This is a genomic window from Pseudoalteromonas sp. S408 (assembly GCF_005886645.1).
GTDB lineage: Bacteria > Pseudomonadota > Gammaproteobacteria > Enterobacterales > Alteromonadaceae > Pseudoalteromonas.
In genome coordinates this window covers 104,282-128,129 of sequence record NZ_PNDY01000009.1, presented here as the reverse complement: position 1 = coordinate 128,129, position 23,848 = coordinate 104,282, and the positions used below count along the sequence as shown (strand labels likewise).

At 42.7% G+C, this 23,848-nt stretch carries 22 protein-coding genes; 7 read left to right on the top strand and 15 right to left on the bottom strand.

Annotation, left to right across the window (positions count from 1 at the left end; all coding sequences use genetic code 11):
* The first annotated feature begins 507 nt into the window (after positions 1-507).
* Positions 508-3,009 (top strand): S8 family serine peptidase, encoded by a 2,502-nt coding sequence (locus CWB62_RS09190; protein ID WP_138529685.1) that lies wholly within the window; start codon positions 508-510, stop codon positions 3,007-3,009.
* Between the two features lie 87 nt (positions 3,010-3,096).
* Here CWB62_RS09190 and puuE read toward each other — a convergent pair whose 3' ends face one another.
* Genes puuE through xdhA form a run of 8 tightly spaced genes read right to left on the bottom strand, consistent with a single transcriptional unit; the run spans position 3,097 to position 12,172 of the window.
* Complete coding sequence (gene puuE, locus CWB62_RS09185) at positions 3,097-4,029, bottom strand: allantoinase PuuE (protein WP_138529687.1); 933 nt, start codon at positions 4,027-4,029, stop codon at positions 3,097-3,099.
* Position 4,030: 1 nt separating this feature from the next.
* Positions 4,031-5,242, bottom strand: coding sequence for a urate hydroxylase PuuD (locus CWB62_RS09180; protein ID WP_138529689.1), 1,212 nt, complete (start codon positions 5,240-5,242; stop codon positions 4,031-4,033).
* A gap of 4 nt (positions 5,243-5,246) precedes the next feature.
* Positions 5,247-6,611, bottom strand: coding sequence for a guanine deaminase (gene guaD / locus CWB62_RS09175; RefSeq protein WP_138529691.1), 1,365 nt, complete (start codon positions 6,609-6,611; stop codon positions 5,247-5,249).
* Positions 6,612-6,613: 2 nt separating this feature from the next.
* Positions 6,614-6,964, bottom strand: coding sequence for a hydroxyisourate hydrolase (gene uraH, locus CWB62_RS09170; RefSeq protein WP_138529693.1), 351 nt, complete (start codon positions 6,962-6,964; stop codon positions 6,614-6,616).
* A complete protein-coding gene (gene uraD, locus CWB62_RS09165; protein WP_138529695.1) occupies positions 6,961-7,461 on the bottom strand; it encodes a 2-oxo-4-hydroxy-4-carboxy-5-ureidoimidazoline decarboxylase in 501 nt (166 codons plus the stop codon). The genes uraH and uraD overlap by 4 nt, the downstream gene beginning before the upstream one ends.
* Positions 7,458-8,348, bottom strand: coding sequence for a xanthine dehydrogenase accessory protein XdhC (xdhC, locus tag CWB62_RS09160; protein ID WP_138529697.1), 891 nt, complete (start codon positions 8,346-8,348; stop codon positions 7,458-7,460). Before xdhC ends, uraD begins: the two co-directional genes overlap by 4 nt.
* Positions 8,341-10,680 (bottom strand): xanthine dehydrogenase molybdopterin binding subunit, encoded by a 2,340-nt coding sequence (gene xdhB / locus CWB62_RS09155; RefSeq protein WP_138529699.1) that lies wholly within the window; start codon positions 10,678-10,680, stop codon positions 8,341-8,343. Before xdhB ends, xdhC begins: the two co-directional genes overlap by 8 nt.
* Complete coding sequence (gene xdhA, locus CWB62_RS09150) at positions 10,667-12,172, bottom strand: xanthine dehydrogenase small subunit (RefSeq protein ID WP_138529701.1); 1,506 nt, start codon at positions 12,170-12,172, stop codon at positions 10,667-10,669. The genes xdhB and xdhA overlap by 14 nt, the downstream gene beginning before the upstream one ends.
* Before the next feature lie 474 nt (positions 12,173-12,646).
* Here xdhA and CWB62_RS09145 point away from each other — a divergent pair, with 474 nt between their 5' ends.
* From CWB62_RS09145 to CWB62_RS09120, 6 genes are all read left to right on the top strand, one after another.
* Positions 12,647-13,486 carry a DUF417 family protein gene (locus CWB62_RS09145; protein ID WP_138529703.1) on the top strand — a complete coding sequence of 280 codons (840 nt, stop codon included), beginning with the start codon at positions 12,647-12,649 and terminating at the stop codon, positions 13,484-13,486.
* A 10-nt stretch (positions 13,487-13,496) separates the two neighbouring features.
* A complete protein-coding gene (locus tag CWB62_RS09140; RefSeq protein WP_138529705.1) occupies positions 13,497-13,748 on the top strand; it encodes a Rho-binding antiterminator in 252 nt (83 codons plus the stop codon).
* A 320-nt stretch (positions 13,749-14,068) separates the two neighbouring features.
* The gene (locus CWB62_RS09135) at positions 14,069-14,455 is read left to right on the top strand and encodes a hypothetical protein (protein ID WP_249310772.1); all 387 of its coding nucleotides are present in this window, start codon (positions 14,069-14,071) and stop codon (positions 14,453-14,455) included.
* A 131-nt stretch (positions 14,456-14,586) separates the two neighbouring features.
* Positions 14,587-14,883, top strand: coding sequence for a hypothetical protein (locus CWB62_RS09130; RefSeq protein WP_212746523.1), 297 nt, complete (start codon positions 14,587-14,589; stop codon positions 14,881-14,883).
* Positions 14,884-15,038: 155 nt separating this feature from the next.
* Entirely contained in the window at positions 15,039-15,341 is a 303-nt protein-coding gene (locus tag CWB62_RS09125; protein ID WP_249310774.1) for a hypothetical protein, read from the top strand.
* 235 nt (positions 15,342-15,576) lie between these two features.
* Positions 15,577-15,978, top strand: coding sequence for a hypothetical protein (locus tag CWB62_RS09120; protein WP_249310776.1), 402 nt, complete (start codon positions 15,577-15,579; stop codon positions 15,976-15,978).
* A gap of 194 nt (positions 15,979-16,172) precedes the next feature.
* Here CWB62_RS09120 and CWB62_RS09115 read toward each other — a convergent pair whose 3' ends face one another.
* The 7 genes from CWB62_RS09115 to CWB62_RS09085 form a co-directional block, all read right to left on the bottom strand.
* Positions 16,173-17,462, bottom strand: coding sequence for an allantoate amidohydrolase (locus CWB62_RS09115; RefSeq protein WP_138529709.1), 1,290 nt, complete (start codon positions 17,460-17,462; stop codon positions 16,173-16,175).
* Positions 17,463-17,477: 15 nt separating this feature from the next.
* On the bottom strand, positions 17,478-18,707 hold the full coding sequence (locus CWB62_RS09110) for a pyridoxal-phosphate-dependent aminotransferase family protein (RefSeq protein ID WP_138529711.1): 1,230 nt from the start codon (positions 18,705-18,707) through the stop codon (positions 17,478-17,480).
* Positions 18,708-18,710: 3 nt separating this feature from the next.
* Complete coding sequence (locus CWB62_RS09105) at positions 18,711-19,535, bottom strand: sulfite exporter TauE/SafE family protein (protein WP_138529714.1); 825 nt, start codon at positions 19,533-19,535, stop codon at positions 18,711-18,713.
* 8 nt (positions 19,536-19,543) lie between these two features.
* Positions 19,544-21,112 (bottom strand): gamma-glutamyltransferase family protein, encoded by a 1,569-nt coding sequence (locus CWB62_RS09100; RefSeq protein ID WP_138529716.1) that lies wholly within the window; start codon positions 21,110-21,112, stop codon positions 19,544-19,546.
* The gene (locus CWB62_RS09095) at positions 21,109-22,317 is read right to left on the bottom strand and encodes an amidase family protein (protein WP_138529718.1); all 1,209 of its coding nucleotides are present in this window, start codon (positions 22,315-22,317) and stop codon (positions 21,109-21,111) included. Before CWB62_RS09095 ends, CWB62_RS09100 begins: the two co-directional genes overlap by 4 nt.
* Positions 22,318-22,653: 336 nt before the next feature.
* Positions 22,654-23,136 carry a putative 4-hydroxy-4-methyl-2-oxoglutarate aldolase gene (locus CWB62_RS09090; protein ID WP_058404883.1) on the bottom strand — a complete coding sequence of 161 codons (483 nt, stop codon included), beginning with the start codon at positions 23,134-23,136 and terminating at the stop codon, positions 22,654-22,656.
* A 3-nt stretch (positions 23,137-23,139) separates the two neighbouring features.
* Positions 23,140-23,793: a TetR/AcrR family transcriptional regulator gene (locus CWB62_RS09085; protein WP_058404884.1), complete on the bottom strand. Its 654-nt coding sequence runs from the start codon at positions 23,791-23,793 to the stop codon at positions 23,140-23,142.
* Positions 23,794-23,848: the final 55 nt, after the last annotated feature.

Below are 23,848 nucleotides of genomic sequence, written 5' to 3'. Positions count from 1 at the left end.
TATTATTCTCCTTGAAATAAAAATTCTGAATGCTCTACGTTATTTTGTTTTTATAGAGTATTCGTAGTTCCAGCATGCCGTGCCGGTATAATGTTGTGATCAAACGTTATTCAATGTTGTGTCGCGTTTTCTAAATGCACATTCACTGTATTCTTGAATTATAAATTCTTAAATCATCTTTTTTTACCGATTTTTATATCTTTTAAATACAATTAGTTATGCTGTTTTTATTTTTATTTTTAGTATTTTTCTAAAAAACCAGTAAAAATTGTTGAGCTACTTGACTGGCTGCTTGTAATTAATAAATTCATAAAAAAGGCTGCCTTGAATGTTTTTTTAATGACGACTCTGGTCAAAAATGTTGATTTTTTGTTGTTTCCAATTTAAATACTTGAGTAATTTTTGATTTGTTAGTTTGCTGGGTAAATGCCATGTGATCTTTCTTATTCGATGTTGTCAGTAAACTTGCTTAAAATTTTTTAAGCTCAATCAACTATGGATAGAACAATGAAAACAAAATTATCTATTATTACACTTGCGCTTGTTCCTTGTTTGGCTGCTGCGCAACTACCTGAAACAAGTATTAAACAATCAGTAACTGCAAGCAGTGATTCACTTATTGTTAAATACAAAAAAAATGTGTCAGCTAAAATGCGTAAGCAAGCTCGTTCGTTAGTGAGAGCTAAAATCTCTGACATGAACAGCGATGAGGTTGATGATAACTATAAGTCTTTACTTTCAGGCCGCTTAGCTAAATTTAAAGTAACGGGTATGAGTACTAAAGAGGCAATAAAACGCCTTAAAACTCATCAGGCTATTGAATATGTTGAACCAGACTACCGTGTAAGTATTGCCACTACGCCAAATGATCCGCGTTTTGGTGACCTATGGGGTTTAAATAACGAAGGTCAAACCGGTGGTGTAGCTGACGCTGATATTGATGCACCTGAAGCGTGGTCAATTTCTACGGGTAGTAGAGATGTGGTTGTTGGTGTGATCGATACCGGTGTTGACTATAATCATGCCGATCTTTTAGCTAATGCTTGGGTAAACCCGGGTGAGATTGCTGGCGATGGAATTGATAACGACGGTAACGGTTATGTTGATGATGTTCATGGCATCAATGCAATTACTAACTCAGGCAACCCAATGGACGATCAAGGGCATGGTACGCATGTTTCAGGAACCATTGGTGCAAGTGGCAACAATAACGAAGGTATTGTGGGTGTAAACCATGATGTATCTATCGCTGGTTGTAAATTTTTAGATGCTTCAGGTAGTGGTTCAACGTCAGATGCCATTAAATGTATTGACTACATGGTTGGTCTTAAAAACTCAGGTGTTAACCTTCGCGTACTAAATAATAGTTGGGGTGGAGGCGGTTATAGCCAAGCTTTAGCCGATGCAATAACGGCCAGTGAAGACGCAGACATTTTATTCGTAGCAGCAGCAGGGAATGACGCAGTAGATAACGATGTAAACCCGCACTACCCATCTAACTACGAAAACGACAGTGTACTATCAATCGCAAGTACAGATAGCAGTGATAATATGTCTGGTTTTTCGCAGTGGGGCCTAGAAAGTGTTGATATGGGCGCGCCGGGTAGCGCTATTCTTTCAACTATTCCAGGTGGCGGTTACGCTACTTATTCTGGCACTTCAATGGCAACACCACATGTTGCAGGTGTGGCTGCTCTTGTTCTTTCAGTAAACCCAGATTTAACAACAGTAGAGTTAAAAGAGCTGCTAATGAGCAGCGGCGATGCTAATACTGCTTTAACAGGTAAAACAGTTGCAGGTACGCGTTTAAATGCAAACCAGGCATTATTAGATGCTGATCCTACACCTGGCTTTAAATTATCGGTTACTCCTACAACTCAGCAAGCAACCGTAGGCGATACAGTTACCTACACGTTTGAGATTGGTTCGATTGCGCAATGGGATGGCGATGTAGCGCTTTCGCTTAGTTCTAGTTTAGAGGGGGCTTCACTTAGTGCTTCTACGGCACGCCCAGGTGATGAGGTTGTTTTAACTGTAAATACGTTTGATGACACGCCTTGGGGTAATTATGATTTTACGGTTGAGGCAAGTACAGATCAGCAGTTAAAAACACAAACTGTGTCATTAATGCTACAGCCTGCAGGCTTAAACGATTTTACATATAGCAGTGATGATAACGTATCTATTCCAGATAACGATCCACAAGGTGCAAGCTCTGTAATTACTGTTGCTGATGATTTAACTATTTTTGGCACTTCTGCCGATGTAAATATTACACACACTTGGTCTGGTGACTTGGTATTAACGTTAACATCGGCTCAAGGTTCAGAAGTTACGTTACAAAGTAACCAAGGTGGCAGTGACGACGATATTGTTAAAACATTTACATCAAGCGCCTTCAACAGTGAAGTTGCAACTGGTGATTGGACGTTACACGTTGTAGATACAGCGGGTGCTGATGTTGGTAACATCAATGGTTGGTCTCTTACATTTAGTGCGATTGGAGAAGTTACTCCACAGCCACCACAAGCGAGCTTTGACACTGAAATAGAAGGCTTAACGGCCATGTTTACAGATGCAAGTACTGATGCCAACAACGATATTACACAGTGGAGCTGGAGCTTTGGTGATGGGGCAACATCGTCTGATCAAAATCCAACTCATGTGTACGCAGGCTCTGGCAGCTACAACGTTGAATTAACCGTAACAGACAGCGAAGGTAATACGAGTACGTATATGCAAACGGTTGTTGTTAGTGATGTTAATATTGAGCTTACATTAAAACGCGCTAATAAATCACGCTTGGGTACTATGCGTGTAGATCTTAGCTGGGACACAGTGGGAGCTGAATCGATGAACGTTTACCGTAATGGTGAACTAATTGATACTACGTCGGATAACGGCCGCTACCGTGATTATGAGCGTGGTGCTTCACTATCAAGCTACGATTACCAATTGTGTGTTTCTGAAAACGTATGTTCTAACATCGTAACAGTAACATTTAATTAAGTAACACCCCCTTAGAGTAACCAAAGCCCAGCTATGCTGGGCTTTTTTGTTTTAAGTTACTAAAGTGTAATTTTAAATAGACTACATCTAGGCTTTTTTATAGGGGTGGGTTTTAAGCCAGTGCTCGGCGATTTGCTCGCGCGTGGCAAACCACACTTGCTCATGCGATTTAGCATACTCTAAAAACCGTGCGAGGGCTTTAATGCGCCCAGGGCGGCCAATTAAGCGGCAATGCAGCCCTATCGACATCATTTTTGGGGCGTTTTCACCTTGTGGGTCGCCTTCTTCATAAAGCGTATCAAAGGCATCTTTTAAGTAATTATAAAATTGATCGCCGGCATTAAAGCCTTGCACCGCAGCAAAGCGCATGTCGTTTACATCAAGGGTGTAAGGCACTATTAATTGTGGCTTACCTTCTTTAATACTGTAAAAGGGTAAGTCGTCGCTGTAATCGTCGGCGTCATATAAAAACGAGCCATTTTCTACCACAAGGGCTGCAGTATTTGGGCTTGTGCGCCCGGTATACCAGCCTTTTGGCTTTTTACCTGTGAGTGTTTGAATGATCTCAATGGCTTTTTGCATGTGCTCGCGCTCGGTTTGCTTATCTATATGTTGATAGTTGATCCAGCGCAGGCCGTGGCTTGCTATTTCGTGCCCTGCATCTACAAAGGCTTTAGCTATATCGGGGTGGCGCTCAAGGGCCATTGCCACAGCAAAAATAGTGACAGGTATATCGTATTTTTTAAAGAGTTTAAGTAAACGCCATACACCTGCTCGCGAGCCATATTCGTAAATGGACTCCATGCTTATATGGCGGTCTTCTACATGCGGGGCACTGACTATTTCGGATAAAAATGTTTCGGCCGCTGCATCACCATGGAGTACAGAGTTTTCGCCGCCTTCTTCGTAATTTAATACCACTTGCAGAGCAATGCGGGCTTTATTGGGCCAATTTGTATGGGGCACCTGTGAGCCATAACCAACTAAATCGCGCGGGTAGTGTTTAAATTGCTCGCTCATGTTATTGCTCCTTTTTAATTGCTGTGAGCCAAGAGCCTAGTGTTTCTCGCTCTGCATCAGTCATTTTGGTCATATTTGCCAATGGCATGTCTTTGGTTATAACCGCGCGGGTATGAATAAGCGTGCTGGCTTTTTTTACATCATTAATAGAGTCGAGCTTAAAGCCAAGCGGCGCTGTTTGAAAAAGCTTTGATGTAGGTGTTTCACTGTGGCACTGTGTGCAGTGCTTGCTGATTATATCCCATGCTTGAGTGTCGGTAATGCTGGCTTGTGAAGGCGCGCTTTCGCTTGTATTTGTTGGGCTGCTAGGCCATGGAGCTATAGCAAGCATGAGGGCAAAAAAGGCGGCAATACCACTTATAAGTACCGAAGGTTTATTAATACCTTGGTGCTTTAAGTTAAAGTAATGGCGTATCCACATGCCAATACCAAATAGCGCAATTAATATAAGCCAGCCAACGCTGTGGCTGTAGGTATATGGAAAGTGGTTGCTTAGCATAATAAATACCACAGGTAACGTGGCGTAGTTATTATGAATAGAGCACAGCTTTGCTTTTAAACCCGGTGCTGAATCAGGAATACGGCCAGCTTCTACTTCGCTTACCATGTAGCGCTGCCCTGGCATAATAATGTGGTACACATTGCCAACCATACACGTGCCAATAAGGGCACCTACGTGAATATACACAGCGCGGTCACTAAATAGCTGGTCAGCCCCGTAAGTCCAAAGGGCCAATAGGCCAATAACCACAGCAATAAACGCGTTGCCGTTTTCAACCAGCGGGGTTTTACATAATAATCGATAAACACCATAACCTAAGCCAATAAAGCCAAGCGATGCACTAATAGCTGCAAATTTACTTAGCTCACTTTTGCTGTTATCGATTAGGTAAACATCGGCGCCAACATAAAAAAGTAGACTAAATAATAAAATACCGGTGATCCACGTTGTGTAGGCTTCCCATTTAAACCAATGCAGAGTGTGGGGCATTTCTTCAGGGCCATTTTGATACTTAGCCACTTCGTAAAAGCCACCGCCGTGCACGGCCCATAAATCGCCTTTTATGCCTTTGTCTTGTTTCCATTGTGGCGGGGTTTGTAAGTTATTATCAAGCCACGCAAAATAAAACGACGCGCCAATCCACGCAATGCCAGCAATTACATGAAAAAAACGAAGCACTAAATGAACAAGCTCAAATAAATAGTTTTCCATTAGGTTAAGCCTCTTCTAACTGCGGTGTGTGGGTGGCTGTAAACTGTTTTTTATCATCGCGTTTATAAACGCTTTTACCCATAATGTAGGTTTGTTCAATACAGCGATCATCGCCTAGCATCATCATGGCAAAAAGTTGCTCGTGTAGTGTTTTAGCATGGCCAATTCTAAATTTTAAAAATGAAGTAGCCGCGTAATCCATGACTATAAAGTCGGCTTCACAACCGATTGCAAAATTTCCTATGGTGCCTTCTAAATCCAGCGCCCGTGCGCCGCCAAGCGTCGCTAAATATAGGCCTTTAAAAGCCGAGAACTTTTGACCTTGAAGCTGTTGAATTTTGTACGCTTCATTACCTGTTTGTAGCATAGAAAAACTTGTGCCTGCGCCAACATCGGTGCCCATACCTACGTTTATTCCGTGCTCTTCACAGGCTTTTAAATTTAAAAGGCCCGAACCTAAAAATAAGTTAGAAGTAGGGCAGTGCGAAATAGCCGCGTTGTTATCTGCAAGGCAGCAAAGCTCGCGCTCAGATAAATGAATACTATGAGCAAATACCGAGCGTTTACGCACCATTTTAGCTTGCTCGTAAACACTTAAGTAATCATCAGCGTCGGGGAATAACCCTTTTACCCATTCGCACTCGTCTTTGTTTTCAGATAAGTGCGTATGTAGGTAAGTGTCGGGGTATTCTTCTAATAGTTGAGTGCATTTTTGTAGTTGCTCAGGGGTTGATGTAGGCGCAAAACGTGGCGTTACCGCATAGCTTAACCTATCAACATTGTGCCATTTTTCTATGAGTGCTTTTGATTGATCGTAACTGGTTTGCGCGCAATCAGATAAATCGTCAGGGCAGTTTCTGTCCATCATCACCTTACCGGCAATCATGCGTAAATTACGTTTTTGAGATTCGTTAAAAAATGCATCTACTGATTGCGGGTGCACAGTACCAAATACCAATGCGGTGGTGGTGCCGTTACGTAATAACTCATCTAAAAAGCGGTTTGAAACCTCACTTGAGTACACTTCACTGGCAAACTTTTTTTCGGTTGGGAAGGCGTACTCGGTAAGCCAACTTAAAAGTTGCTCCCCATACGCGCCGACCATTTCGGTTTGCGGCAAATGTATGTGTGTATCTATCATGCCGGGCATAACTAATTTACCATCGTGGCGAATAAGAGTGGCTGATTTATCTAAGCTTGGCAGTATGTCTTGCTCGTAACCAAGGTTAACGACTTTGCCGTTTTGAATAACTAACGCGCCTTTTTCAAAATAGCGATGGGCGGTGTCGCCCGCTATGGCCGGGTCGTCAACAAAGTCGAGTATGTTGGCACAAATTACGGTTAATTTATTATTGTTTTGCGTGCTCATTGTTAGCTACCTCTGTACGTTGAGTAGCCAAATGGGCTAAGCAATAACGGAATGTGATGATGTTTTTGATCTTGTAATCTAAAGGTTATTTGCGCTTCTGGGTAAAACGCTGGAGTAGGCTGATTTTTGTAATAGCTATCTAAATCAAATACCAACTTATAGGTTGCAAATTCTACGTCTGTATTTAGCCAGTCGGTAATACGTCCGTCGCTATTTGTTTTACCTTGAGCAATTAATTGCCACTCGTTATTAGTGTGAACAAACAATTGTACAGCTACATCGGCTGCAGGTTTACCTGTGCTGGTATCGAGAATATGGGTAGTAATAGGGCTTTTGTTCATACTTTTATTCATATCAGGGACTCCAATCTTATTTTTGTTATTTTGGCTTGTTCGCCTGCGGCTATAGTGAGCTCTGTGCTGCGGGTGTTGTGTATACGCTGCTCTATGAGCTCAAGCATTTGCTCAGCACTTTTGCCGCTGGCACACACAATAAATATAAAGCCAAATTTACTGAGGTATTCTTTATTTAGCGCAATCATTTTTTTAAGGGTTTGCTCGTTTGCTTTGCTCATTCCTGATTGTTCGTGCCCCGCTTTTTGCGCTGTAGCTGCGTACTTTTTACTTAATGTTGATAAATCGCCAATTTGCGGGTGGCCTTCAAAAGCGGCTAAATAGTCGCTCTCAGCGAGATGTTCCCATACGCTTTGCGCGCTCTGAAAAAGGTGCTCTTTATTTTCAAATGGCATGGTATTTAGCATACCGCTTACCCAGTTAGGGGCTGTGCAGCAGTGCTCTAAGGCTTGGTACGCTTGCGCTTCATTTAGGTTATTAATTTTTAAGGTGCTCATGCGTTTTCTTCCTCGTGCGTGGTGCTAATTAAGGCATTTTTAAGTGCACGCCATTGCACACCTTGGCGTTTAGGCGCATGGGTTTGCATAGCCTGATAAAGCCCAATTAACTGCCCGCTAATTGAAATAGCCACTTCCATAGGGAGCTTACCCGTTACATTTTCAAGCCCAACAGGGCAGGTCATTTGCTTTATTTGCTCGGTGGTAAAATCGCGATGAGCTAAGCGCTGCTTAAAGCGTTTTGCTTTGGTATCTGAGCCAATTACGCCAAGCCAATTGGCATCAGCGCGTTTAATAATGGCTTGTGTGAGTGCAAAATCGAGCTGGTGGTTATGGGTTAATATTAAGTAATTATTAGCTTTTGGGGCGCGTTTAACTTGCTCTGTTGGCTCTTCATCAACCACTTTTATAACATTATTTGGAATAACCGATGGGAATACATCGGCGCGGCTATCTATCCAACGTATACGCATAGGTAATTGTGCCAATATAGCAATAAGCGCCTGTGCTACATGGCCTGCGCCGTATATGTCGAGGGTAAAGCGCTCGCATTGCATGCACTCAAGCATCACGGTGGCAGCTCCGCCGCAGCACTGGCCTAAATTTGCGCCTAAGTTAAATTGCTCTATCACTTGGGCGGCTTCGCCTATGGCAAGTAGCTCGCGGGCTTTTTCGATTACTACGTACTCAAGGTGACCACCGCCAAGGGTGTCGTAAATATGCTCGCCGCTTATTACCATTTTAGAGCCTGTGCTACGAGGGGTTGAGCCATTGGTTCCCAGTACCGTTGCAATAACATAGTTAGTGCCGCTTTGTTCGTGCTCATTTATAGCCTGCGCCCAATTTTGCGTATGAAAACCCTGAAACGACTCATTCAAATTAGCCATGTTGATACTCCTTAAACCAGCTAGCGGTTTGCTCAATTGCATTTAATACACGCTCAGGTGTGGCAGGCGTATCGAGTGGGGCGGTGTACTTGTAATCGGCCACACTGCTTATCGCATTACGAATAGCACTCCACACACTAAAGGCCAGCATAAACGGCGGCTCGCCAACTGCTTTTGATCTAAATACGGTGGTTTCTGGGTTGGCCGAATTATATAAATTGACGTTAAATTCGGCAGGGGTATCGCCAATAGCCGGAATTTTATAGTTAGCAGGGCCAAAGCTTGCAAGCTGGCCTTTATTGTTCCATTGTAAGTCTTCGGTGGTAAGCCAGCCCATACCTTGAACAAAGGCACCTTCAATTTGCCCTATATCAAGTGCCGGGTTAATTGAGCTGCCCACATCGTGCAGAATATCAACACGGGTTACGGTGTTTTCGCCTGTTAGCGTATCGATTTCTACTTCACTGAGTGCTACGCCGTGTGCGTAGTAAAAAAATGGGCGGCCTTCGCCTTTGGCTCTATCGTAATGAATTTTAGGCGTGGCGTAATAACCCGTTGATGAAAGCGATATACGGTTCATGTAAGCAAGGTTTGCAAGTTCGCTAAAGCTAATTTCACCTTTGTTAAAGGTGATCAGGTTATCTTTAAATACAACACTTTGGCTGTCTACTTCAAAGTGCTCGCTTATAAAGTTTATTAAGCGTTCTTTTATGGTGTTTACGGCGTTTAGCGCTGCCATGCCGTTTAAGTCGGTACCGCTTGAGGCGGCGGTTGGCGAGGTGTTTGGTACTTTGTCGGTACGAGTTGCGCTTATGCTTACTGCGTCAAAATCAACACCAAACCCATGGGCTACAATTTGCGCTATTTTAGTATTTAAGCCTTGGCCCATTTCGGTGCCGCCATGGTTTAAATGAATTGATCCATCACTATATACATGCACTAACGCACCTGCCTGGTTTAGGTGCTGTACGGTAAACGATATACCGTATTTAACCGGCGTCATCGCAAGGCCCTTTTTTATAATAGGGGATGATGCGTTAAAGGCTTTAATAGCGTCTTTTCGCTCCCAGTAATCACCCGACTCCTCAAGCTGGGCAATCATATCTTTTAAAATATGCTGCTCTACTGTTTGATGATACGGCGTGGTGTTGCGGCCTTTTTTGTATAAATTAAGTTTTCGGATCTCAAGCGGATCTTTACCTAGTTTAGCGGCAATGTCGTCCATTATTAGCTCTGCCATAATCATGCCTTGCGGGCCACCAAATCCTCTAAATGCGGTGTGGCTTACGGTATTAACTTTACAGCGATTACCTTTAATGGTGGCTGCTGGGTAGTAATACGCGTTATCGGCATGAAACATTGCACGGTCTACAATGGCATCAGATAAATCGGGCGAATAACCACAAAACCCATTTACGGTTACATCAGCGCCTTCAATTAGGCCATTTTCATCAAACCCTACATGGTATTGGTTATAAAATGGGTGACGTTTACCGGTAAGTTTAAAGTCGTCGCTGCGGGCAAGGCGCATTTTTACTGCACAGCCAAGGTAGTAAACTGCAAGCGCTGCAAGGCAAGCCCACGGTGCACCTTGGGTTTCTTTACCGCCAAAGGCACCGCCCATACGGCGAGTTTCTACGTTTACAAAGCTAAATGGCTTTTTTAAAATTTTAGCAACTAAGTGCTGCACCTCTGTTGGGTGCTGGGTAGAACATTGAACATGGATCCCGCCGTCGTTGTCGGGCTGAGCAAGTGCTATTTGTCCCTCAAGGTAAAAGTGTTCTTGCCCGCCTATGTGTATTTCGCCTATAAGCTGGTGGGCTGCATTATTTATGGCTTGCTCGCTATTGCCCCGGTTAAGTGAATGTGGCGGCCTTACCCAATGCTCTTTTTTAATTGCTTCTTTAATATCAAGTATGGGTGTGGTTTGCTCGCAATTTATAACCACTAAGCGAGCAGCGCGGCGAGCAATGGCGTAGCTGTCGGCAACGACTACCAGTACCGGTTGCCCATGGTATTGAATTTCATGATTGGTCAGCAGTACATCACCAGGAAATACTGGGCCAATATCAAGCTTACCGGGTACATCATCGGCCGATAAAATACGCTTAACACCTGCAACTTCAAGCGCTTTACTTGTATCAATTGATTTAATAAAGCCGCTGGTAATGGGCGCAAGTACAGGGTAGGCGTGTAAGCAGCCATGAGGCTCTGGGTTATCGTCGGCGTAGTTTGCATTGCCACATACTTGTTTAATTGCGCTTTCGTGGTACTTAGATTGGCCAACGCTTCCGCCTTGGGCTTTTAGTTTATCCATTTCAAAGTGACGCATGTGAAATCCTCGTAATGGCAATGTTGTTATTATTTTTACTGCTTGGTTGTGCACCACAAAACTCAATACCAATACGTTGTAGCAAGTTTTTGCTTACCGTAGTGCGATAATGTGCGCTGCTGCGGACATCGCTCATGGGGGTAAAGTCATCATTTATAGCATTAGCGGCATCTATAAACGTGCTTACTTGTAAGGGCTGAGCATTAAGCTTTTGCTCTATGTGTGCGGCGCGTTTGGGGATTGCAGCCATACCGCCCATGGCGCAGCGGGCATTGCTAATTTCACCTTGTGCTTGCTCAATAGCTAGGACTAAACACACGGTAGATATATCATCTTCAAAGCGTTTTGAAATTTTATGGCACGCAAGCTTTAACGAGTCTGAGCGTTTTGGCACTGTAATTTTGCTAATGACTTCATCGCTTTTAATGACTGTTTTTTTGTAATCAACAAAGTAGTCGGCCACGTTTATAGTACGTGTGCCTGCTGCGCTTAATAAATCTAGAGTGGCATTAAGTGCAATTAATAATGGGGCTGGATCGCCAATAGGAGAGGCATTTCCTATGCTGCCACCTAAGGTGCCACTGTTACGTACTTGGTTAGAGCCAAGGCGTTCAAACAGCTCCTTAGACTCTGGGTAGTAAGTGTAAAAAGCATCTACAAACTGGCTGTAAGGGAGTGCTGCACCAATATGTAGCTCGCCGTTATTATCGCTTAATGTGCAAAGCTCTTTAGCTTGGCTGAGGGATATTATTACATCGGGTAATAGCATATTTTGGCTAAGCTCAATGGCAAAGTCGGTGCCACCAGCAACTAAGTGTGCGTGGGGGTAAAGCGCTTTTAGTTCAACAAGCTGCTTAGCATTTTGTGGCAAGTAGAATTTGCGAAGGCCATTTTTTAAAAATGGAACGTCGTCATCATATTGCGTATTAAGTGAGGCTTTAAACTGAGCTGCCATGGCTGAGTAAGGCTCATTTTTGCGCTCATAGCTGTAGGCTTTTTCTACCGCTAGTAAAATAGGGCTGTAGCCAGTACAACGGCACAAGTTACCACCTAAAGCATGAATAGCGGCCTTTTTACCTGGGTAACTCGGGTTATTAATATAAAGCGCCAACATGCTCATTATTATACCTGGGGTACAAAAACCACATTGCGAACCATGGCACTCTACTAATGCGCGTTGTACTGGGTGTAAGTCATCAAGAGTTGGGTACAGCCCCGCTGTTACAGCTTCTACGGTTACTATGTGTTTTGCGTGTGCATTGCCTAATAAAAGCAGGCAGCTGTTCATGGTTTGATAGTGCCAAACTGGGTTACCGTTTGAGTTTGTTTTTTCTTCGCCGACTAAAATTGTGCACGCGCCGCAATCGCCTGTAGCACACCCTTCTTTGGTGCCCACTTTCCCTTTTTTGGTGCGTAACCAGTCCAAAATGGTGAGACTTGGCGAACATTCTTGTACTTCTATTGGCGTGTCATTTAATAAAAACTGAATCACACAGACCCCCTTAACTTTTTAACACCTTGTTTTTAATAAGGTTTATTGTCTGCTTTTTCGTATTGTTATTGCGCAAGTAAGAAAAAAGCTGTTTTATTATAATGAGTACTTTGCAGTTAATATGCCAAATCTGACCGATCGGTTAGCTTTTTGCTTTTTAAGAGGGTAAAGAAGGTTTTAAATGAAGTTTATAAAGTTGTAAAAAGGTTTTAAGTTGCTTATTTTTATTGCTTTTATTTGTTTTTTATCGAGTAGTTAAGTTTTTATTTGTTATTTTTTGCATGACTTTTTAATCGCTTTCATGTGTTAACTTGACCAATAGGATATGTTTATTCTTGTAAGCTATGTGCTTTTAAAAAGTGCATTTATATAATTATTTAAAATTACATAAGCGAAGATGTTTTTTAGCTAGGTTGAATGCTTTTTAGGAAAAACGAGGTCTTTGTTAGCCATTACAGATTTAATAGGCACATAATGAACTTAACACACACAAATAACGCACTGATCACTTTACTTGCTCTTAGTTTTGGGCTGCTTGGCGTATCGTTTGCTTTGGGTGCAAACCCAAATTCACTTGTAGCAACATTTGAATTTTATGGGTTCGATACTTCACTAAATAATAAAATGATAGGCTTGCTAACCGGAAGCACTATGATTGCATTAGCACTTGCCACTCTAGCCGCGCATTTAAAATTAATAAAACCTACACCTGCATTAGTTCTCGCTTTAATTGTTAGCATAGTGCCTTTACTTACTTTATTAGCCAGCAACCGTTGGATGGCCCAGTTAGGCGGCTTTCCAATTATTGGCAGTGGCCAAGGCATTATTAAATACTTTGCAGTCATCCCTTTGTATTTATTTTTGTTTTATAAAAATAAGCTTACAGACAAACAGCACGTACTTTTAAACTTCATGCCGATTGCTATGGTTTTACTGTGGATTGGTGGCATGAAATTTTATGAGTTTGAAGCCAAAGCCATTGTAAGCCTAGTAGAAACCTCACCGTTTATGTCGTGGTTATACACGGTATTTAGTGTACAAGGCGCATCAAACGTAATTGGTGGGTTTGATGTATTATTTGCAGTGCTACTTGGCATAGGCATTTTACTTAACAATAAAAAGCTCATTATTGTTAGTGGCTTAGCGTGTTTAAGTGTGTTTTTAATGACCCAAACATTTTTAATTACCGCAAACGGCGCATTGAGTTCAAGCACATTATTAGAGCGTTTAGGGCAATTTGTAATTAAAGACTTATGGTATGTAGGCAACTTAGTTGTTATTGCCACTTTAATGCTATTTAAACCAACTAAATAAAGAGAACTGTATGATCAGTTGCCATCAATACGACTACATCGAAATTGCCTGTATGCACCATTTAAGCATTGAGCTTATATTAAATAATGGCGATGTTGTGTGTGGAGTAGCAACTGATACAAAGCGCAATGCTAATAGAGACGAATGCATAGTTGTTAACGTAAACAGCGAGCTGCAACTTATTGTGCTTACTACAATTAGTGTACTTAAAGCGCTTACTCACAACCCGTATTTTGATAATGTAAACTTTGAGGCTAATTAAACACTCTGCTGTAGCTTTATTAATAATGCTGCAAAGACAGCCCTGTAAACCTCTATTAAAAACTAACTATGTATATAATCCGGAACTTTTACTCTAATTCGAAACCCAACCCAATAACCTTATCAATACGGTTTTTATATCTTATAAAAAGGCCACTTTTATAACCCCCAATAACCTGTTTACATTGCAGTTTTTTGGTGGGATTATTAAGCTATATTATGTGTGCCGTTTACGGCAAGCGTCATATCCATTATTTGGAGTAGTTGTTGTTAAAGTGTAGTAAGTGCAAAACAAAAAATAGTTTTAAAGCTGACTTTTGGATGTCAAAAATCGATATGGTGGGATTTCTTTTTCTTAGCCTTTGTTTATCTATTCCAATAGGTTTCTTGGCTTTTTTAGCTGAAGAGTCACAAGGTTTTGCTTACTTTATAGCTTTTATTACATTTTTTATTGCGGTAATTGGCAAGCACTATAAGGTTGTGGCACTTTTATTTGTTGAGTTGTGTATAGATTCAGCACTCTATGAAAATGGCGCTTATGAATTTAGTTTTATGGTGGCAACAGCGTTTGTTCTCACGTTTATAAAAATTGGAAGTAAAGTGTATGGCTTCTTTTTTCAGTGCGTTAACTATAAGTTCGAATTAGATATCACCTGTGGTAAGTGTAAGAAAGTTTATAAGCAATTAAAATTACCGCAGCAGGCATAGTCAGCATATATCAAGCGCATTTAAAATGGCGTTAAACGCTCTTTTGAGATTCATTCTCTGCTAATTATAGCCAAGTTCCCCGTATTATATGCGGGCGTTAGTAACCATCAATCTTAGTAAGGAGCCAACATTTGAAAAAAGTTATACTCGCTGTTGCAGTTTTAATGTCGAGCATTTCACATGCATCGGAAAATGCGAAAAGTTTTTTTGATGAATATATGAAGCTAGGTAGTAATTTTGACGTGAAAGTTGCTTCTTTATATGCAAACGATGCCAAAATTCATTCCTATCGCGTTTACCCGCATGGTGCGGAGCGTCAAATGGAAATTACGGGTGAACAGTGGAAGGTGCTTGTCCAACGTGTAATGCCGGGACGCCTATACGCGGGGCGGCTTCGCCATTATGCCCCACGCATCTGCGCCCCTTAGCTTAAAGTTAGGGCTCAAGGAGAGTTTCGGTGTATCGTTTAGCGTTTTTTATTTCCTTAATACTTTTTAGTGCTAACACCCTTGCTTGCAGTTGTGCAGAACAACCACCTTCTGTGCATTTCAGTAACGCTAGTAATGTGCTGAATGGGCGTATTATGAAATTGGAGATTTTATTTGATAAAGACAAGAGACCTTATCAAAAAATCACTTTAGACAACAAGAGTATGCTTAAGGGTAATTACACAAAAGTCATATATTCCGCAATGGACGGTAATGCATGCCACGGAATGTCTTTTTCATTGGGGAAAGAGTATGTTGCTTTTACAGACGACTCTAATTGGATAACGGGTTATTGTGGTGGTACTCAGTTAATTTGGGATAACTTCGACTTTAGTGAAGAGTTCTTAAAATCTATTCGAGCATTAAGCCCTAACAAGCAAATAAATCAGGACAAATAACAGTTGGTTTTTGCTCCTGCGTCGCTTATTTTAACCAACTGATATTTGCCCATTATTTGGGCGTTGAGAGGCTGTAGAATTACTCTTTTTAAAGAAAATCGGCCTGTTTTATGGGTTCCAAATGCATTACCTAATGCTTTAAAAGCGCTTGGAGTTAATTCCAGGAGCTCGTTTTTTAATTGAATTTGACTGTTAGCGCTATTCTACTACCTAATTATATTACTAAAGGATTATTGTGAAATACTCTAGGATTGTACTCTTTTCAGTCGGCTTGTATCTATTACTAGTTGCTTTATCAACAATAGCCACAGAGATTGTTGGTTTTGATGAAATGATTCAAAGTACACTATACGCTTCTACCCATTACGCCATCGGGTTTGTAACCTCTTTAATCGTTTATTGTTACTTGGGGTACAAGCAAAGAGTGAGTCCCTATAAACAAGCCTTTTTAGTTGCGGCTGTTTATTGGTTTATTAACTTAAGTGTCGGTGCCTTACTCTATATATTGTTAGAAATAACAATGGAGCCTTTAATGTATTTAATTTCAGCTTTGCTGCATGTTATTGCAGTTTTATTAGGGACTCTACTTGGTATTAAATTACGTTATAAAATAAGGTTGGATGTGAATGCAACATGACAAATAGCAAAAGAGGGTGTTGCCGTAAATACGCCGTTTAAATATGCAGTAACATTAAAGTTTAATATACAAAAGCAGGTACTTTAGTTCCTATAACTGCTTTAACTCACCTTGCTGGTATGCGAGTAAAACCTCACAAAGTTAATCGTTAAATAGAACAATACTTACATTTAACCTCTGCATTATTTATTAGTTCACTCTTTTTGTAAGGTTTGAGTAAAAAGCACAAGCGCGCTGTACATCACACATAGAGCTTTTGTTACATCGCTGTCGATAACGGCTTCTGCTGGGTGATGGCTTATGCCGCCAGGGCTGCGTATAAAGAGCATACCAACAGGGCAAATAGGGGCTATGGCCATTGCATCGTGCCCTGCGCCTGAGGCAAGAGAAGGTGAGGCTTGGTTATTAAGTTTGCATGCGCTTGAAAATAAATGCTGAATGTGAGTATCGCACGCTACGGCGTCGGCCGCATGTGTCCACTGCCAATCGAGCGTTAAATTACGCGATGTTGCAATTTGATCTGCGCGTGTGCGAATTGCACTAAGTAATATGGCTAGGTCGTCATCGTTTTGAGCGCGTGCATCTAGGCTAATGGTGGTTTTACCGGCAATAACATTTGTAACGCCTGGGCGTGCTTGAATTTGCCCAACGGTAGCTACTTCGCCATTACTCGCATTTTTTGCTAGTTGCTCTATAGCAAGCGTCAATTCGGCGCAGCCTGCTAACGAATCCTGACGTAAATTCATAGGTGTGGTACCAGCGTGGCCGCTTTGGCCGGTTAGGGTGATCATCGCGCGTTTAGCACCTGCTATAGCTGTTACTACTCCTAATGCTTGATTTACCGACTCAAGCACGGGGCCTTGCTCTATGTGGGTTTCCCAGTAACCGAGTAACTCATTTTTGTTTAGTGCTGCTTTTGCATAATCATCTGGGTTTAAACCAAAATCAAGCATGGCTTGGCGCATAGTAATGCCGTTTGTATCTTCTATATTTAACCACTGCGGGTCAAACTCGTTTGCCAGTGCTTTTGAGCCAATTAATGTGGTGGCAAAGCGGGTGCCTTCTTCATCACAAAAGCCCACTACATCTAAATGAAACGGTAAATCAAGCTTAAGTGTATGCGCAAGGGCGGCTATTTCAATACCGAGTAACACACCTAAAATGCCATCAAATGCACCGGCATTGGGTACGGTGTCTAGGTGAGAGCCTATAATTAAGCGTTTAGCATTTGGGTTAGATGACGCTAAGCGCCCCCATAAATTGCCTACTTCGTCTTGCCACGATTGCATGCCCGCTTCAGCCATCCTCGTGGCAGTAACGTTATTACACTCTTTGTGCTCTTTTGATAAATACACGCGGTGAATGCCACCTTGCATTTGCGATAGGCCACTGAGTGTTTTACAACGCATTAAGGCGCGCGCAGCATAGGTGTTAGCTAGCTCACTATTTAATAATGGCGCTAAAGAGGGGCTTGCAGTCGTCATGCTAAATCCTTTTTATTATTTATAATGAGCAAGAGCGGCAATAGCGGCTTCGCCTTTAGGGCCTTTATAGCCGTTGGCGTGAAGGCAGGCATCTAGGCTTGCCAATGTTTGTAGTACGGTATCTTTACGGGCGTTGTAACCCATGGTACCAATACGCCAAATTTTGCCATGCAGTGGCCCAAACGAGGTGCCAATTTCAATACCAAAGTCGGTTAGCATTTGTCCGCGTACATGGTCGGCGTTAATACCTTCGGGAATATACACACCCACTACGTTGTTCATCTTATTACTTATGTCGCCAAATACGTTTAAGCCCAGCGCTTGAATACCCGTTAGCATGGCATCGCCGTGTAACTTGTGGCGAGCTACGCAGTTATCTACGCCTTCTTCAATAACAATGCGGGCACATTCTGATGCGCAGTACAGCATGCTGGTGGCTTCGGTATGATGGTTAAGGCGCTCCTCTCCCCAGTAATTCATGATCATGCCTAAATCAAAGTAGTTAGAGCGTACAAATGGCTCGGTGCCGTCGGTATGCTCTGCGGTACGAATACCTGCTTCTACTTTTTTACGTTTTTGGATCCAATCGGCGCATTTGTCGCTCAGTGTTAATGGCGCGGAGCCAGAAGGCCCCCCTAAACATTTTTGCAAACCCACCGAAAGCGCATCGAGTTTCCACTCATCGGCGGGTAAATCGTTACCTACAATCGAAGCGGTGGCATCGCAGTAAAATAATACATCGTGCTTTTGGCAAATATCGCCTATGTGTTCAAGCGGTTGGTTCATGGTTGTTGAAGTATCGCCTTGTACCATGGCAAGTACATTGGGTTTTACATCAACAATGGCTTTTTCTATTTGTTCGGGGGTAAATACTTCGCCCCACGGCACTTCTATGGTGTGCACTTTTGCGCCAACGCGCTCGGCTATTTCAGCAAGTAAGTGGCCAAAGCGCCCCATAATTGGCACCAGTACTTTATCGCCTGGGCGTAAAATAGAGCATAAAACGGCTTCTATTCCTGCGCGTGATGTACCGTCAACTAACAGGGTCCATTCATTTTTGGTTTTAAATATTTCGCGGTAGCGGGCCATTGTTTCGTTCATAAAACCGGTCATTACTGGGTCGTATTGGCCAATTAGCTGCGCCGACATAGCACGTAGTACACGTGGATCTGCGTTAATTGGGCCTGGCCCCATTAGTAAACGCTGCGGCGGATTTAAGGTTTGAATTTGCGTGTTGCTAAACATGTTTTAGGCTCCCAGAGTCTGAATAAGCATGCGAATACCCGTTATCATTAAGACAACGGCAAAAGCGCGTTTTAATTGTTTTTGATCCAGCTTGCTACCAATTTTTACGCCAATAGGCGCAAACAAAATAGTCAGCGGAATAATAAGGAAAAAGGCAGGGAGGTTAACTAACCCCCACGTACCTAGGGGAGCATCGGTTGGCGTGGTGCCAATACTTAATAAGGTAATTACGCCCGGTAGCGCAATCAATAAGCCAAATACGGCTGCAGTGCCTACGGCAACATGTGCACGTACGTTAAATGCGTCAAGCATGGGCACACCAATTGTGCCGCCGCCTATGCCGATCATGACAGATAAGCCACCGACAATACTTGCCATTATGCCTTGGCCAAATTTACCCGGTAATTGATTTACAAGGGCAGGGGCGCCGGCTCTAAATAACATGTTAAGGCTAACTAAAATAGCAATACAAGCAAACATAAGTACCAGTGCATTACCGCGTATTGAGTGCGCTAAGTAGCTGCCTACAACGGCCATAACTAAAATAAACGGCGCCCAGTATTTAATTAAAGCAAGGTCAATGTTGCCCTTTGCATGATGCGAGCGAATAGACGAAATAGAAGTAGGCACTATGGTGGCAAGCGATGTAGCCGTGGCGATCATCATGGCCGACTCTGGGCTTACGCCAAAACCTTGCAATAAAAAGTAAAGCACAGGCACAATGACTATACCGCCGCCAACACCAAATAGGCCTGCTAAAATACCTGCAAAAATACCGGTTGCTATTAAGGCCGCAATAATTGGCCATTGATTCATTATTTCTGTCATGTGTGTTCCTACTGCGTTGATGAAACAGTTGCACGGCCATCAGAGCGAGGGTCCGTTGCAGCTTCAAGGGTTGTGGGTGTATCTAAAATTGCACCTGCATGGCCCATCATTTCGTTGTTGTTTTCAACGCTTACCCAATCGTGGCCGCGTTGATTTAACTCATCTTGTATTTGCAAAGCGAGGCTGTGCTCTATTTTTAAGTTAGTGCTTGTATCGCCCCATGTGCGGCCAAGTAACCAGCGGGGGTCGCTCACCGTTTGGGTAATTGATTTATTACGCCACGCGTAGCCTGCAAATACAGCGGCTTGAGTTTGAGGCTGGCCTTCACCGCCCATGGTGCCGTAGGCAAGGCGTCTGCCATCTTCAAACTTAGCCATCGCTGGATTAAGTGTATGTGCGGGGCGTTTGTTAGGTGCTAGCGCATTGGTATCTTGGTTGTTTAAGCTAAAGCTTAGCCCGCGGTTATTCCATACAAATCCGCCTTCGCTCATGAGTATTCCGCTGCCAAACTCCCAATAAATACTTTGAATAAAGCTCACCAATTGCCCGTTTTTATCGCGTGCTGCCATCCAAACGGTATCACCGGGCTCAGTATTGAACGGCCAGTTTTTGGCTTGGCTCATATCAATATTGTTGGCAAGCTCGTTTAGGCGATCATCGGTTAGTGCATTTTTGTAATCATCGCCGAGTGCTTCTGGGTCGGCCCAAAGTGTAGGGCGGTGAGTAAAGCTTTGTTTGGTTGCCTCTACAATTAAATGGGTCCAGTCGGCTTCGGTGTTGGCGTTGTGTTTTAGTTTATTAACCGCGCCAATTATTTGCAGCGAATGCACCCCTTGTGTAGGTGCCGGTAAGTTATAGCAATTAATACCCGACAAATTAGCGCTCAGTGGGGCAACTACATCGGCTTGTGTATTGGCAATGTCGGCTGGGGTAATAATGCTACCAGCGCTTGCTAAATCGGCCGCAAACGAGTCGGCAAGTTCACCTTCATAAAAAGCGCTTAAGCCGTGCTTTGCCAAATGCTCAAAGGTATTGGCAAGTTTTGGATTTTTAAAGTGTTGCCCTGCTTGTAACGGTTTACCGTTGGGGATGTATAGCGCTTTAAAGGCATCGTTAGTATTAGCAACCGTTGCTAGTTTTTCGCAACCTGCTTGAAGGCTTTTGGTAACAGTAAACCCTTCGCGGGCAAGCTTAATAGCGGGGCCTAAAATAGTACTTAACGGCAGGACTGCGTGTTCATCTACCTCAAGGGCTTTTTGCCAGCCGCGGAGCGTAGCTGCTTGAGTAAGCGCACTTAAACCGCCGCGTTCAGGCATTTGGTTGGCATTTTTATAGGCATCTATGTTTTTAGGTGCGCGCCCGCAGGCATCAATTGCGGTAGGGGTGCTTTGATTTGGGTAATCAATAAGCCAAAAGCTGTCGCCACCAATTGAGTTCATATGAGGGTAAACCACGCTAATAGCAGCGGCCGCTGCTACCATGGCCTCAACGGCTGTGCCGCCTTGTTTTAATATTAATGTGCCCGCCTCTGTTGCAGCAAAGTGCGGGGCTGTAAATGCAATGTTGTGTGCGTTCATGTGAGAGTTTCCTGTTTAAAATATGCAGCTAATTGTGTTGTGCAGGCAAGTAGGCTTTTATCGTTGTTATGGCTCATCATGAGTGAAAACCCATAAGGGTGGCCATTATCTAAATTAGCCAATGGTAAGTGAACTTGCGCCGAGCGGCTCAAGCCCGCAATAGCAGATAAAGTTATAATTTGCATACGCAGTGCGCTTGTGTCGGCGCCCAATTTAGGTGCGGTTGTTGGCGTGGTTGGCAAAAATAAGCAGCTGTTTGAGTTTAAGTTCTTAGCGATTAATGTTTGCCACTGGGTTTGTATATTAAGTGCTTCTTGTTCTTCTTGGGCAGTGAGTGCCAGTGCCATTTTAAAACGGGCAGCAATTGCCGGAGCAAACTGGGGAGGGTGCCCCGGCAATTGAAGCCAATCTTTATGCGCTTTAGCTATAGCACGACCTTGCAGTATTCTAAAGCTATCGGCAAGTTCGCTTAAAATGCTGCTTTTTGGCAGCGCAAATTCTTTGTGGTGTTTAAAATAAGGTTTGGTTTTTTCTAGTAGTTGCTTAATAGGTGCTTGCAAGTCTGGGCTTACTAGCTCAAATAACGGCTCGCAAATCACCAAGGTATTTACGCTACTCACCGTTTGATTTGGTAGCAATACGTCGCCTACTTGTTCTAATAGTTCTGCGCTTTGGGTAAGCCAACCAATAGTATCAAAAGGCGGTGCTAGCGGGATTAGGCCATCTTTTTCAATCACGTTATGGCTTGGCCTAATGCCAAATAAGCCGCAGTAACTTGCGGGTATTCTAATAGAGCCGCCGGTATCGGTGCCCAATCCAATGTCAGCTAAATTGCCGGCTACCGCGGCGGCTGAGCCCACACTTGAACCCCCACACGCGTGCCCTTTTAATTTAGGGTTTTGTGCTGCGCCATAATGAATATTATTACCTTCTAAGCTGTAAGCAAGTTCGTCGGTGTGGGTAAAGCCTGTAAAAATACAACCCGCATCCATTAATTTGTTTACGCTACTTGCGGTTTGTTTAGCTGGTGGATGTGTTTTAAACCAGCGTGGGTTACCGGCACTGTTTTTATGCTCTTTAACAGCAAATACATCTTTTACGGCAAGGCGCTTAGTGTTTAGTGTGCCTGTTTGACTTGATTGCCAATTACTCGGTCCATGGTCACAAAATATGCCTGTGTTTTTAGTTTTTGATTGCGTGTTCATTTTGTAACCCATCGAAATAAAACTGACCAAATGGTTATTTACTAATTTTAAATTGATTAAAAGAGAATGTTGTCGTTATTTTTTCAGTTCATTGCGTAATATATTATTTTTATTTACACAGCATTAGTGCACTTTTAATTGGTGACTTTGGTTTTAGCAAACTTAGTATAAGCAAAACAGATGCCAAAACTTTATTCTTGTCCGATTGGTCAGGTTTCTGGGCGTTGCAGAGGGGTATTTGTAATTTTAACGTTTAAGAATGGGTGTTTTTAAGCGTAAAACAAACCAGTTTGGTGCAATGCTGCACCAAGTTGGTTTGTTTTTTACATGAACTTATTAAATAAGGGGGGTTTTACTAATTATTAGGCCATTAACGTCGGCGTACAACCAATCGTTTGGCGCTATTGCGGTGCCTAGCATATTAATAACTTGGTCTTGATCGCCAAAACCGCGCTTAAGTGTGCTGCGAGGGGTTGAACCAAGGGCCATGACCGGTAAATCCATTGTTGCAAGTATTTCTATATCGCGGCAACAACCATTTATTACAACACCTTCCCAGCCATTTTGTAGCGCGCGTTCGGCCATAATGTCGCCAATAAAAGCAAAGCGTTTGCTAGCAAATCCATCAATTACTAACACTTTACCTTTGCCATCTTTATGTAAAATATCGGCGGCAAACGAATTGTCTTCTGGGCAGGTAACGGTCACTGCTTGGCCACTAAAGGTGGTTTTGTTACCAAAGTGATGCAAGCCACTATCTGCTACTTGAACCGAGTTGCGGTGATCGTCGAATAGGTCGGGGGTTGTAAAGTTTTCCATGTGTTAGCTCTCATTTTGAACGGGTATTTTTAAGCCAATACCTTTTAAAATTATGTGGGCAATTGATTGTGTTATTTGTGCCACGTCGGTTTTGTCATATTCAAGTTTATTCATTACCAAAAGTACTTCTGCCTGAAAGTCAGCGTAGTATTGTGTTGTTGACCAAATAGTAAATAAAAGGTGATGGGGGTCTACTTGGTCTATTTTTTTTGCGTCCATCCAGGACTGAAACACATCAATTTTTTGTTTAACCCAAGGGCGGGTATTTGTTCTAAAGTAGTTTTGTAAATACGGTGCGCCCCGTAAAATTTCATTGGCAAATAAACGAGATTGTAGAGGTTGGTTTACAGCAAGTATCACTTTACTTTTTATGTAGTTATAAAGCACTGCAGCAGGATCGTCTTCAGCGGTGACGTTATCAAGGCCTAAGTTCCAGTTTGCTATTATGCGGTCTATCACGGCTTCGTAAAGGCCGTCCTTGCTTTTGAAATAATACAGTATGTTAGCTTTAGGCACGTTCGCTTCTTTTGCAACCATACTCATGCTTGCACCGTCATACCCATTAAGAGAAAACAATTGCTCGGCAGCATTTAAAATAAGCAGTTGGTTTTTTTCCCGAGTGACTTCTTTTTTATTTGGTTTTGTTTGTGTGGTCATTATTTATTATGCGAGTTTAACGTGTTGATTGATTGTAGCTTTACTGACCGAAAGG

Bases quoted from the DNA above. Each gene is read 5' to 3' on its own strand.
- CWB62_RS09090 (WP_058404883.1), bottom strand. From the start codon at position 23,136: ATGGAAAACTTTACAACCCCCGACCTATTCGACGATCACCGCAACTCG.
- CWB62_RS09100 (WP_138529716.1), bottom strand. From the start codon at position 21,112: ATGAACGCACACAACATTGCATTTACAGCCCCGCACTTTGCTGCAACA.
- uraD (WP_138529695.1), bottom strand. From the start codon at position 7,461: ATGAGCACCTTAAAAATTAATAACCTAAATGAAGCGCAAGCGTACCAA.
- puuE (WP_138529687.1), bottom strand. From the start codon at position 4,029: ATGAGCGAGCAATTTAAACACTACCCGCGCGATTTAGTTGGTTATGGC.
- guaD (WP_138529691.1), bottom strand. From the start codon at position 6,611: ATGAGCACGCAAAACAATAATAAATTAACCGTAATTTGTGCCAACATA.
- CWB62_RS09110 (WP_138529711.1), bottom strand. From the start codon at position 18,707: ATGTTTAGCAACACGCAAATTCAAACCTTAAATCCGCCGCAGCGTTTA.
- CWB62_RS09085 (WP_058404884.1), bottom strand. From the start codon at position 23,793: ATGACCACACAAACAAAACCAAATAAAAAAGAAGTCACTCGGGAAAAA.
- CWB62_RS09105 (WP_138529714.1), bottom strand. From the start codon at position 19,535: ATGACAGAAATAATGAATCAATGGCCAATTATTGCGGCCTTAATAGCA.
- CWB62_RS09145 (WP_138529703.1), top strand. From the start codon at position 12,647: ATGAACTTAACACACACAAATAACGCACTGATCACTTTACTTGCTCTT.
- CWB62_RS09180 (WP_138529689.1), bottom strand. From the start codon at position 5,242: ATGGAAAACTATTTATTTGAGCTTGTTCATTTAGTGCTTCGTTTTTTT.
- CWB62_RS09190 (WP_138529685.1), top strand. From the start codon at position 508: ATGAAAACAAAATTATCTATTATTACACTTGCGCTTGTTCCTTGTTTG.
- CWB62_RS09115 (WP_138529709.1), bottom strand. From the start codon at position 17,462: ATGACGACTGCAAGCCCCTCTTTAGCGCCATTATTAAATAGTGAGCTA.
- uraH (WP_138529693.1), bottom strand. From the start codon at position 6,964: ATGAATAAAAGTATGAACAAAAGCCCTATTACTACCCATATTCTCGAT.
- CWB62_RS09095 (WP_138529718.1), bottom strand. From the start codon at position 22,317: ATGAACACGCAATCAAAAACTAAAAACACAGGCATATTTTGTGACCAT.
- CWB62_RS09135 (WP_249310772.1), top strand. From the start codon at position 14,069: ATGTCAAAAATCGATATGGTGGGATTTCTTTTTCTTAGCCTTTGTTTA.
- xdhC (WP_138529697.1), bottom strand. From the start codon at position 8,348: ATGGCTAATTTGAATGAGTCGTTTCAGGGTTTTCATACGCAAAATTGG.
- CWB62_RS09125 (WP_249310774.1), top strand. From the start codon at position 15,039: ATGAAATTGGAGATTTTATTTGATAAAGACAAGAGACCTTATCAAAAA.
- CWB62_RS09140 (WP_138529705.1), top strand. From the start codon at position 13,497: ATGATCAGTTGCCATCAATACGACTACATCGAAATTGCCTGTATGCAC.
- xdhB (WP_138529699.1), bottom strand. From the start codon at position 10,680: ATGCGTCACTTTGAAATGGATAAACTAAAAGCCCAAGGCGGAAGCGTT.